The 12725-nt window shown below is 33.2% G+C and carries 10 protein-coding genes and 1 pseudogene; all 11 read left to right on the top strand.

The annotated features are described in order from the left end of the window. Nucleotides 1-62: 62 nt before the first annotated feature. The 11 genes and pseudogenes from HMPREF3267_RS12570 (at nucleotide 63) to brnQ (ending at nucleotide 12690) form a co-directional block, all read left to right on the top strand. Entirely contained in the window at nucleotides 63-224 is a 162-nt protein-coding gene (locus HMPREF3267_RS12570; RefSeq protein WP_172952945.1) for a hypothetical protein, read from the top strand. Nucleotides 225-465: 241 nt separating this feature from the next. After that, nucleotides 466-564: pseudogene (locus tag HMPREF3267_RS12710) on the top strand (hypothetical protein); the annotation flags it as partial. A 135-nt stretch (nucleotides 565-699) separates the two neighbouring features. Beyond that, on the top strand, nucleotides 700-1359 hold the full coding sequence (locus tag HMPREF3267_RS02135; protein WP_002459153.1) for a response regulator transcription factor: 660 nt from the start codon (nucleotides 700-702) through the stop codon (nucleotides 1357-1359). Next, nucleotides 1356-2735 (top strand): HAMP domain-containing sensor histidine kinase, encoded by a 1380-nt coding sequence (locus HMPREF3267_RS02140; protein WP_002478220.1) that lies wholly within the window; start codon nucleotides 1356-1358, stop codon nucleotides 2733-2735. Before HMPREF3267_RS02135 ends, HMPREF3267_RS02140 begins: the two co-directional genes overlap by 4 nt. 194 nt (nucleotides 2736-2929) lie before the next feature. Continuing rightward, entirely contained in the window at nucleotides 2930-5737 is a 2808-nt protein-coding gene (locus HMPREF3267_RS02145) for a 2-oxoglutarate dehydrogenase E1 component (protein ID WP_062077611.1), read from the top strand. A 13-nt stretch (nucleotides 5738-5750) separates the two neighbouring features. Beyond that, nucleotides 5751-7061, top strand: coding sequence for a 2-oxoglutarate dehydrogenase complex dihydrolipoyllysine-residue succinyltransferase (odhB, locus tag HMPREF3267_RS02150; RefSeq protein ID WP_062077613.1), 1311 nt, complete (start codon nucleotides 5751-5753; stop codon nucleotides 7059-7061). A gap of 288 nt (nucleotides 7062-7349) precedes the next feature. Next, nucleotides 7350-8156 carry a VOC family protein gene (locus HMPREF3267_RS02155; RefSeq protein ID WP_062077615.1) on the top strand — a complete coding sequence of 269 codons (807 nt, stop codon included), beginning with the start codon at nucleotides 7350-7352 and terminating at the stop codon, nucleotides 8154-8156. A gap of 36 nt (nucleotides 8157-8192) precedes the next feature. Next, nucleotides 8193-8396, top strand: a complete 204-nt coding sequence (locus HMPREF3267_RS02160) for a DUF6501 family protein (RefSeq protein ID WP_002459148.1) — start codon at nucleotides 8193-8195, stop codon at nucleotides 8394-8396. A gap of 126 nt (nucleotides 8397-8522) precedes the next feature. Next, the gene (locus tag HMPREF3267_RS02165) at nucleotides 8523-9314 is read left to right on the top strand and encodes an ATP-binding protein (RefSeq protein ID WP_002478216.1); all 792 of its coding nucleotides are present in this window, start codon (nucleotides 8523-8525) and stop codon (nucleotides 9312-9314) included. Nucleotides 9315-9330: 16 nt separating this feature from the next. Continuing rightward, entirely contained in the window at nucleotides 9331-11220 is a 1890-nt protein-coding gene (locus HMPREF3267_RS02170) for a vWA domain-containing protein (protein ID WP_002459146.1), read from the top strand. Nucleotides 11221-11346: 126 nt separating this feature from the next. Then, on the top strand, nucleotides 11347-12690 hold the full coding sequence (brnQ, locus tag HMPREF3267_RS02175) for a branched-chain amino acid-like transporter carrier protein BrnQ3 (protein ID WP_002459145.1): 1344 nt from the start codon (nucleotides 11347-11349) through the stop codon (nucleotides 12688-12690). Nucleotides 12691-12725: the final 35 nt, after the last annotated feature.

Below are 12725 nucleotides of genomic sequence, written 5' to 3' on the forward strand. Positions count from 1 at the left end.
CAAGTTAAATCATTAACTATCATTTTAAATAGCCAAAACTAATCAGCCAGGACAAAATATCTTTGACTGGGGCCCCAACAGAGAGAAATGCGAAGCGCATTTCACCAAACAAAGCAAGTTGGGGTGCGGGGCCCCAACAGAGAGAATTTCGAGAAGAAATTCAACAAGCAAAGCAGGTTGGGGTACCTAAAGCTATCCCCTTAGCAAGTGAGCCAACAATATAAAGTATTCAATATAAAGAAGCACAAAGATGATTTATTTCACATCACCTTTGTGCTATTTTTTGGAATTTATATTCCAATTTTTTCTTAACATTCCGAGTTATACGATTAGGAATGTCAGTGTCAAAATATAGATTAAAAGCAGCTACCATTAGGGAGCTGCTTTTATGTACACGTTTAGCGTTATTGTAAGCTTTACGTTAGTCTTTTAAGGGCATATAAAAGGGGAATTCGAAAATGATCAATCCATAAGAACGAATATGTGGGGGGAGTTCTATTTGGTATTGATAATCATTTTCAATTATTATTATACATCATTGATAATGATTGTCAATTAGAAAACTGAAATTTTTATGATAAATTTTTGAAAGTTAATCATAAATCTTAGACTATGGTTGGTGGTTAAATATTTTGTATTATAATAAAATAGAAAAGTCAGGTAGTGAAATAAAGAGTGTAATGCAAAAGAGGTGGAGAAATGGCAAATATTTTAATTGTCGAAGATGAACAAAATTTAGCTCGTTTTCTAGAGCTGGAATTAACGCATGAAAATTATAAAGTGGACATAGAGAATGATGGGCAAAGTGGTTTAGATAAAGCGTTAACCAAAACATATGACTTGATTATATTAGATATAATGTTGCCTCATATTAATGGTTTAGAAATCTGTAGAAGAATTCGTCAGCAATACACGACACCCATCATTATTATTACAGCAAAGAGTGAAACGATGGATAAAGTAACTGGCTTGGATTATGGGGCAGATGATTATATTGTAAAACCATTTGAAATTGAAGAATTATTTGCTCGAATACGAGCGATTTTACGCAGACAACCCCAGAAAGATGTTATCGATATTAATGGTATTATTATTGATAAAAATGCTTTTGAAGTAACCGTGGACGGGACACAACTAGATTTAACTAAAACAGAATATGATCTTTTGTATGTTCTTGCAGAAAATAGGAATCATGTCTTGCAACGCGAACAAATACTTGATCATGTATGGGGATATGATAGTGAAGTTGAAACGAATGTTGTAGATGTTTACATCAGATATTTAAGAAATAAGTTAAAGCCTTTTAATAAAGAAAGAACGATTGAAACAGTCCGAGGCGTAGGATATGTGATACGATGATAAAACAACGTAAACTAAAATATAAATGGATGATTATTACAACTTTGATTATGTTCTTAACAATCTTGTTATTCTGTCTAGTGATTATCTTTTTCTTGAAAGATACCTTAAAAGATGGTGAATTAGATGAAGCTGAAAGAAGCTCAAAAGATATAGCTAATTTATTGGAGTCTAAACCTATTGATACAATTTCTCCATTAGACATTAGTGCATCGCTGGAGAATTTTCAAGAAGTATTAATCTATGATCATAATGGAAAAAAACTATTTCAAACTGCGAACAATAATGCTACACACTTTTATCCTGCTTTCGATAAGGATAATCATGACCGCATAAAAATTATGAGCAGAAATGGTGAAGACTATATTGTGTTGACTGAAACAATTGATACGCCAAGCTTTCATGGTTATACAGTATTAGTGCATTCCCTACAAAAATTTAATAATACTGTAGGTTCAATATATGTTGTTGCTTTAGTATTTTGTATTATTGCAACTATCATTACAGCAGGCATTAGTTACATATTTTCATCACAAATCACAAAACCAATTGTGACTATGTCAAACAAAATGATTCAAATCCGGCGTGATGGTTTTCAGAAAAAATTAGAATTAACAACTAATTATGAAGAAACAGACAACCTTATTGATACATTTAATGATATGATGCTACAAATCGAAGAGTCATTTAATCAACAGCGGCAATTTGTAGAAGATGCTTCGCATGAATTGCGTACACCACTTCAAATTATTCAAGGCCATCTTAATTTAATTCAGCGCTGGGGTAAAAAAGATCCAGCAGTGTTAGAAGAATCACTCAACATTTCCATTGAGGAAATGAATCGAATTACAAAGTTAGTTGAAGAGTTGTTGTTATTGTCAAAAGATAATGTTACACATTCAGCCAATGAACATGAACCAGTTGATATAAACATAGAAATAAGAACGCGTATTAAATCTTTAGAGCAATTGCATCCTGATTACAACTTTGAACTTAATTTATCACCCAAACAATTACTTCTATATATGAACCGTCATCAATTTGAACAATTATTGCTTATTTTTTTAGATAACGCTATGAAGTATGATACAAAGCGTAAGAAAATTAAAGTTGAAACACAATTACGCAATAAATTAATTACCATTAAAATCACGGATCATGGTCAAGGTATACCAAAAGCAGATCAAGAATTCATATTTGACCGTTTTTACCGTGTTGATAAATCTCGTGCCCGTAGTCAAGGTGGAAATGGGTTGGGGTTGTCTATTGCTGAAAAATTAGCGACTGCAAATGGTGGATATATCACTGTTGATAGTGAAGTTAACCAATATACTACATTTACTATTCAATTTGAAAAAGACGCCAACCTTGCATAATCGTATAAGAAATGGTGAATTATGCATTTTCTTTATTTATAAACAACAAAATTAAATGCCTGAAAAGGTTAGCAGAATCACATTTTGAATGGGTTCTGCTTTTTATTTTTTAATCCATATATGTACTTTATCAATGCATAAATTAATGCTATTATTAACGTGTAAGCGTTTAACTATTATGTGGAGGGTATCATATGACAAAGGATAAGACAGATGTTACAGAAGCACCTGTAAACTTTGGCGCAAATCTTGGTTTAATGCTTGATTTGTATGATGATTATTTGCAAGATCCATCATCTGTGCCTGATGATTTACAAGTGTTATTCGGAACAATAAAAAATGGTGAAGCTCATACTATAGCTCAGCCAGCCACAGATGGGAGTGGTGACTTAACGGATGATAGCACAATTAAGCGAGTAATGCGCTTGATTGATAATATTAGGCAGTATGGCCATTTATTAGCAGATATATATCCGATAAATCCTCCTAAAAGAACACATTTACCTAAATTAACAATCGAGGATTTTAATTTAGATAAACAAACTCTAGAAGGTATAACAGCAGGCATTGTTTCAGATCATTTTAAAGATATATATGATAATGCCTATGAAGCAATTAAACGTATGGAACAACGTTATAAGGGGCCAATTGCTTTTGAATACAATCATATAAATAATAATAAAGAACGTACGTGGCTAAAACGTCGAATTGAAACGCCGTATAAAGCTACATTAAATCATGATCAAAAAAGGCATTTATTTAATACTCTCGCACACGTTGAAGGTTTTGAAAAATATTTGCATAAAAACTTTGTTGGTGCAAAACGATTTTCTATTGAAGGCGTGGATACATTAGTGCCCATGTTGCAGCATACATTGAGACGAGCGGCTGAAGAAGAAATTCAGAATATTCAAATTGGCATGGCACATCGAGGTAGATTAAATGTTTTAACACATGTGCTGGAAAAGCCATATGAAATGATGATATCGGAGTTTATGCATACTGATCCAATGAAGTTCTTACCTGAAGATGGTAGCTTAGAATTAACTGCTGGATGGACAAGTGATGTGAAATATCATTTAGGCGGAGTCAAAACAACGGATACGTATGGTATTCAGCAACGTATTTCATTAGCGAATAATCCAAGTCATTTAGAAATTGTAGCACCGGTAGTTATTGGAAAAACGAGAGCAGCACAAGATAACACACATGGCGTAGGAAAACCTACGACAGACTATCATCAATCTATGCCTATTATTATTCATGGTGATGCTGCTTACCCAGGTCAAGGTATTAACTTTGAAACAATGAACTTAAGCAATCTTCACGGTTATTCCACTGGTGGCACATTGCACATTATTACAAATAATAGAATTGGCTTTACAACAGAACCGATTGATGGACGATCTACAACATATTCAAGTGACGTAGCGAAAGGTTATGACGTTCCTATTTTACATGTTAATGCGGACGATGTGGAAGCAACTATTGAAGCTATTGATATTGCGCTTGAATTTAGAAAGGAATTTCATAAAGACGTTGTTATTGATTTAGTCGGTTATCGTCGCTACGGACATAATGAAATGGACGAACCATCAATTACGAATCCAGTGCCTTATCATAATATTCGTCAGCATGACTCAGTGGAATTATTATATGGCAAACAATTAATTGATGAAGGTGTTATCTCTGAAGATTATATGAATGAAACAATTGAACGTGTGCATAAAGAGATGCGTGCAGCACAAGATAAGATCGATAAAACAGATAAAATGGATGACCCTGAAATGGCTAGACCAAGTGCACTACAAGCGCCATTAGAAAGTAAAACAGCATCATTTTCAGTTGAAAAGTTAAAAGAAATCAACGATGCGATGTTATCTTATCCAGAGGGATTTCATATATTAAAAAAATTAAATAAAGTATTAGAAAAGCGTCGAGAACCATTTGAGAAAGAGGAAGGATTAGTTGATTGGGCTCAAGCAGAGCAACTTGCATTTGCGACAATACTGCAAGATGGGACTTCAATACGTTTAACTGGACAAGATAGTGAGCGTGGTACGTTCAGTCATCGCCATGCTGTATTACATGATGAAGAAACTGGAGACACATACACGCCATTACATCATGTGCCACATCAAAAGGCGACGTTTGAAGTCCATAATTCGCCACTTTCTGAAGCAGCAGTAGTTGGATTTGAATATGGCTATAATGTTGAAAATAAAGAAAGTTTTAATATTTGGGAAGCACAATATGGAGACTTTTCAAACATGGCACAAATGATGTTTGATAATTTTATGTCAAGCGCACGAGCAAAGTGGGGAGAACGAAGTGGCCTAACATTATTTTTACCACATGCTTTTGAAGGACAAGGACCAGAACATTCATCAGCACGGCTAGAACGTTTTTTACAATTAGCTGCAGAAAATAATAGCACTGTCGTTAACCTATCAAGCGCAAGTAATTATTTCCATTTATTACGTGCTCAAGCAGCAAGCTTAGGAACACAAGCCATGAGACCATTGGTTGTAATGTCACCAAAAAGTTTATTGCGCAATAAAACAGTAGCACAACCTATTGATAAATTTACTGAAGGGCAGTTCCAACCAATTCTTACCGAGACTTATAATCCTAAAAAAGTGAAAAAAGTTGTACTGGCTTCTGGAAAAATGTTTGTCGATTTGAAAGAATATTTGGTTAAGAATCCAGATGAACAAATATTATTAATTGCTGTTGAACGTTTATATCCATTCCCAGAAGATGAGATAAAGGCAATATTTGATACATTACCGCATATCGAAAGTGTATGTTGGGTACAAGAAGAACCTCAAAATCAAGGTGCATGGTTATATGCATATCCACATCTTAAATCTATCACACCAGAACAAATTAATTTAAACTATCATGGAAGAATTAAACGCGCAGCTCCGGCTGAAGGCGATGGCGAAATTCATAAACTTGTGCAAAGTAACATTATTAAAAGTGTCTTAAAACGAAACTAGGGGGAAATTATTTATGCCAGAGGTTAAAGTTCCGGAATTAGCAGAATCAATTACAGAGGGGACCATTGCAGAATGGCTTAAAAATGTTGGCGATTCTGTTGAAAAAGGAGAAGCAATTTTAGAATTAGAAACAGATAAAGTTAATGTGGAAGTTGTATCAGAAGATGCAGGTGTGATTCAAGAACAACTTGCTAATGAAGGTGATACTGTTGAAGTAGGACAAGCCATTGCCATTGTTGGAGAAGGTAGTGCTGAAGCGAAATCAGCAGAAGCTTCAAAATCTGACGCTAAGGCTGAATCTAAAGGTGAGTCGGAGTCAGAAACAACTACAGATACAGCTAACGAAGACACAACTCGTGATCATGAACAGCGACAAGATGAAGCTGAAAAAGCAGATCGTTCTGACGAAGTAAAAAAACATACTCAACGTGTAAATGCCACACCTTCAGCACGTCGTCATGCTTTAAAACAAGGTGTAGACCTTGCTGAAGTAGCAGGTAAATCTAATGATGTCGTAAGAAAAGAAGATATTGATCAACGTCAACAACAGTCATCAAATAAAAAAGCAGAAACGGCACAAAGAAAAGCGCCAGAAACATCATCATCTTCGACACCAAACAAACCAGTTATTCGTGAAAAAATGTCTCGTCGTAAGAAAACAGCAGCTAATAAATTGCTTGAAGTATCAAATAATACAGCAATGTTAACGACATTTAATGAAGTTGATATGACGAATGTGATGGAATTACGTAAACGTAAAAAAGAAAAATTTATGCAAGATCATGATGGTACAAAATTAGGATTTATGTCATTCTTCACAAAAGCAGCAGTAGCCGCGTTGAAAAAATATCCAGAAGTCAATGCTGAAATTGATGGAGATGACATGATCAAGAAACAATATTATGATATTGGTATAGCTGTATCAACAGATGATGGTTTATTAGTTCCATTTGTAAGGGACTGTGATAAGAAGAATTTTGCAGAAATCGAACAAGAAATTGCTAATTTAGCAGTTAAAGCGCGTGATAAAAAATTAGGCTTAGACGACATGGTAAATGGATCATTTACAATTACTAACGGTGGTATCTTCGGTTCAATGATGAGTACGCCAATCATCAATGGTAGTCAAGCAGCAATATTAGGTATGCATTCAATTATGACACGTCCAATTGCAATTGATAAAGATACAATTGAAAATCGACCAATGATGTATATTGCTTTAAGCTATGATCACAGAATTATTGATGGTAAAGAAGCAGTAGGTTTCTTGAAAACAATTAAAGATCTCATTGAAAATCCAGAAGATTTATTATTAGAATCATAATTACGCATTAACTAATATGATATATCTTTATAAGAGCAGGTTTGTCATTTGATGGCCTGCTCTATTTATTTTTAGTACTAATTTAAAATATAAAGATTAGTTATAAATGTAATTGAATCGTTATCTTGCATGAATAGTGTTAGTTCTTTTAAAATGAAACAGCTCAAAATAATTTGCTGGTTGGGGAGAAGCGAAAAAATGAATGGCGTACTTCAGAACCTCATCATATAAATCATTTAAGAAATAAGTTATAATGACAATGAAATGAATAAAATAGGGGTGTCTTTTATGAGCGGACTGAGAAGTGTCACGATTGGGACAAGTGATATGATGAGTACAAAGGCTTTATTTAAAGATATAGTTGGTATGAATATTGTTGATAAAAACAACGCATTGCGCTTTGGCGATGCAAATTTAAGTCCAGGTACACGATTACATTTTGTTGAAGTACCGCATAGTGATTATCGTAATCAACATATTGCTAGTGTTGGATTTCGTACACCTACTGATGAAGGTTTGATAGAATATCAGGAAATATTTAAGAGCCATAATATTACTTTTGGTGATATGTCTGAATTAAATGGACATAAACATTTTAATTTTATGGATAAAAACCAACAAATTTTTGATATTTATTCAAATGAACATAATGTTGGTATTCAATTAGGTATGCCTGATTTTGATAGCTCAGTTAATCCTTTGCATCAGGTTCAAGGGCTAGGACCGGTAATCCTTCAAGTGAATGAGTTATCTGTGACGACATCATTGCTTACACATGTCTTTGGATTGCATCATTTTGCAGAATATGAATCCTCAGAATTCGAAAATAAAAAAATCCAAGTATTTAAAATTGGAGATGGTGGTTTAGGTGGGGAAATACATTTATATCAAGCAGAACCACAAATCGAAATGACTGAAGAGGGTGTTGTAGAACAAGTAGAATTTGCTACTCAAGATGTACAACAATTTAATCAAGCCTTGTCTGATCTTAAAGAAATAGGGGTACCTTATCAAACACTAAATCAAGGTGATGTTAAATCGATACGCATCACTGAAAATAGTGGTATTTCATTTATTTATACATTAGAAAATTAAAATTCATATAAATTGTACAAAGGAAGGTCATGTAATATGCTACACGAAACATGGAAAACAAAAACACCAATTAAACAAGTTGAAGTGGTTAATACAGATGCTAAAAAATTTACAGTATCCGATATGTTAACTATAGGACAACGATATGATGTTATTAATGAAACAGAAGAATATTATCAAATTATTGATAATTCTGGATTAGTTGGTGGTTATTATAAAACGTACTTTAAAGAAGTATAGAAAATAAGTTTAATGTAATTGTACAATAACTTAATAATAAATATAGGATCTAGTCTGAGTACAGTGATAATTGTTCCTTTCCTAGGTCTTATTTTCATTTAATTAACTAAAGGAGTTCATAAATTAATGGTACAAAATCAATATAAAAATTCAGATGAATCGGTTTTTAATGATGCGAAGGCGCTATTTGAATTGAATAAAAATATTTTATTAAAAGGCCCTACAGGATCTGGTAAAACAAAATTAGCAGAAACTTTAAGTGAAGTCGTTCATATTCCAATGCACCAAGTAAACTGTTCTGTTGATTTAGATGCAGAGAGCTTATTGGGGTTCAAAACGATTAAAACAAATGACCAAGGTGATCAGGAAATTGTTTTCATTGACGGACCAGTCATTCGTGCTATGAAAGAAGGTCATATTTTATATATTGATGAAATCAATATGGCCAAACCCGAAACATTGCCAATATTAAATGGTGTACTTGATTACCGACGCAAATTAACAAATCCCTTTACTGGTGAAGTAATTGAAGCAGCTCCTGGATTTAATGTTATTGCAGCGATAAATGAAGGATATGTAGGGACATTACCAATGAATGAAGCGCTTAAAAATCGTTTTGTTGTTATTCAAGTAGACTATATTGATGGGGACATATTAAGTAATGTGATTAAAGAGCAAAGTCGTTTGCAAGACGATAAAATTATTGCGCAAATCATCAAATTTAATGAAGACTTAAGAACCATGTCAAAACAAGGCCAAATTTCTGAAGAAGCAGCTAGTATACGTGCTTTAATAGATTTAAGTGATTTAATTACAGTTATGCCTATTGAACGTGCCATACAGCGAACAATTATCGATAAACTAGAAGATGAACGTGAACAACAGGCAATTAAAAATGCAATCGAATTAAACTTTTAGAAAGGGATAGTTGATTATGAGCGATCGTTTTATAAAATTTAATGATGAGCAACTAGATGCTAAACAAGTGATGATGTTGCAAGATTTAGCACGCTTGCTCTTAAAAAACGAACAGACAACCGTTAAAATTCAAAAATTCCCTTATTATGATCCAATGAATAATACATTGATTACAAGCTGGTTTTGGTCTCATCGACCTAAACAAATTGAACGTGCAGGTTTAAAAACAGACGTCATGCTCGCAGCTTACGGTTACAAATTGATGGACGAAAAAATAGTTAATGAGGTTATTCACGACAAAGCATTTAAACATCCTAAATTTTATCAGCAAATTTTTCGATTATTAGAAGATTCACGAGTATTTAATCATATACGTAACGATCGACCTAGTACTGCTAAGATTATAGATTTACGTCTGCAAACGCGTTTGTCTTATACTGAATCACAAATTAAATTTTATAAGACTAAAACCGTGTATACAGATTTGCTATTTTTATATTTAGAACGCGCATTTTTAACTCAAAATTTCTTTGAGATTCCAACAATTCATGCACAAATAGATGATATATTAAATCATATGTTCCAATATTTGCCTAACTTCTTCCAAAATAGATCTTCTGAAGATAATATGTACCTCGCACAACGTATTATGTTTCAAGTGGATGATATACTAAAGGAAGATATGCTGAATGAATATTATCATTTACCTAAAAAGGTATATGAAGCAATACAAGAAATGACATTTGAAGAGTTAAAACGTACTGATGCAGCTAATGTAGATGGACATGATAATACAAATGAAGAAACCGATTCTGAGTCTGCTGAAGCCGATACAAATGCGGAAGATAGTAAGTCAGAAGGTGGCGCTTATCTAGAAATGGAACTTCACGAAGGCGAAAACAGTGATGTCATGAGTGACAATGATACAGCACGTGAAGGAGATTCATCTGACGATATGACAGATATGATGACTAAAAAAGGACGTGGCTCTGAAAGTACGCTGGATAACCAAGAAGGTGGTGCCATTGGTCAAAATGCTTCGTTTGCACTAAAAGGTATCAATGAAAATGTTGAAATTAAATGGCAAATTCCTGATATCTTACCAGAATATTTGATGCAGTATCAAACCGTTAAATCAGATGTCCAATTTGAAACAAAAGATTTAATACAAATTATAAAAAAAACAATTGAGCGTGAGCATCAAGATGAGCGTCACAATTTAACTAAGGGACGTTTGCAGCGAAATTTAACCAATTGGTTCATAGATGATCAATATAAATTATTCTACAAGAAGCAGGACTTGAGTAAGTCATTTGATGCAACTTTTACACTACTTGTAGATGCTTCAGCAAGCATGTTTGACAAGATGGAAGAAACAATAAAAGGTGTCGTCTTGTTCCATGAAACATTAAAATCGTTGAATGTAAAACATGAGATATTAGCATTTAACGAAGATGCTTTTGATTCGGATGAAACACGTCAACCTAATATTATAGATGAAATTATCAACTATGATTATTCTACATTAGAACGTAGTGCACCTCGCATTATGTCACTCCATCCACAAGATGATAATAGGGATGGCGTAGCTATTAGAATTGGTAGTGAACGATTATTGAGACGTAGTCATAACCAACGATTTTTAATTGTCTTTTCAGATGGTGAACCATCTGCATATAATTATAGTCAAGATGGTATCTTAGATACTTATGAAGCTGTTGAGATGTCAAGAAAATACGGTATTGAAGTATTTAATGTCTTTTTAAGTCAAGATCCAATTACTGAAGAGATAGAACAAACAATTCATAATATTTATGGTCAATATGCCATCTTTGTTGAAGGTGTAGAAAATTTACCGAGTCACTTGTCACCACTATTAAAAAAACTACTGTTAAAATCCCTATAAATTAATGTTATTTAATAAGTAATATTAATTTGATTTTTAAATTTTCTGAAATTAACTAGACTTTTAAATCCTTTTTATGCTAGAATTTAAATTATTGCAATTTTACAGATAAAAAGGAGCAGTAGCATGAATAAGAATACTTGGATAATCGGTTTCACTTTATTTGCTATGTTTTTTGGAGCAGGAAATCTGATATTTCCACCTAATCTTGGACAAGATAGTGGCCGCTTTTTTTGGCCAGCAATCATCGCTTTTTCATTAACAGGAATCGGTTTACCTTTATTAGGTGTCATGGTAGGTGCTCTTGATAAAAATGGATACATTGGCTCATTTAATAAAATTTCACCTAAATTTTCAGTAGTATTTCTTGTTATCATTTATTTAACTATTGGACCGTTATTTGCAATTCCTAGAACTGCATCGACAGCATTTGAGATGACAATTACACCAATTGCACATACGAATGGTAACGTAGCATTATTAATTTTCACATTAATCTATTTTCTAATAGTTTTATATCTGTGTATCAATCCGAATAAAATGGTTGAACGTATAGGCTCATTGTTAACACCATTGTTATTAATTACAATTTTAGCAATGATAGTTAAAGGATTTATAGACTTTGGAAGCAATCCGCCGTCTCATGGTAATTTAGATTTATATCAATCTCATTTTGGTGCTTTTACAAAAGGCTTTACGGAAGGTTATTTGACGATGGATGCGATAGCAGCAATTGCATTTTCAATGATTGTTGTCAATGCTGTTAAACTAACAGGGGTAAACCATGCTGATCAAATTTTTAAGCAAACTGCATTAGCTGGTCTAATTGCTGCAAGTGCTTTAGTATTTATCTACATTTCTTTAGGATTTTTAGGTAATCGTATGGCTATCTCGCAGGACAAGTTAGATTTATTAGTTTCTCATAATCAAAATGTAGGAACATATCTGCTTACATTGATTGCTTCAACAGGTTTTGGATTATTGGGGAAATATTTATTGGGAATAATTGTGGCTTTGGCATGTTTAACGACAGCTTGTGGTTTGATAGTGGCTGTAAGTCAGTATTTTAATAGTATTTTGCCAAAAATTCCATATAAAATGTATGTTGTTTTCTTTACGTTTGTGAGTTTTCTATTGGCAAATTTGGGATTAAACAACGTTATAGCAATGTCAGTACCTGTACTAAGTATCATCTATCCAGTTGCTATTACAGTAGTGCTACTTATATTATTAGCACGTTTTATACCAACAAAACGAATTGCCCAACAAATACCTATTGTTGTAGTTAGTATTGTATCAGTGCTAAGTGTGATGAGTACGAGTGGTTGGATAAAAATGCCATTCATTGCGCATTTACCTTTAAAACAATATTCATTAGAATGGCTACCTATCGCAGTGATAGCTACTGTAATAGGTTATATCGTGTCAATATTTATTAAGCAAGAACATATTATATATCAGAAAGAATGAATAAATGCGCTAGGGTTATCTGCTCCTAGCGCATT

The organism is Staphylococcus sp. HMSC62D11 (genome assembly GCF_001839145.1).
In the GTDB taxonomy this organism is placed as follows: Bacteria; Bacillota; Bacilli; order Staphylococcales; family Staphylococcaceae; genus Staphylococcus; species Staphylococcus lugdunensis.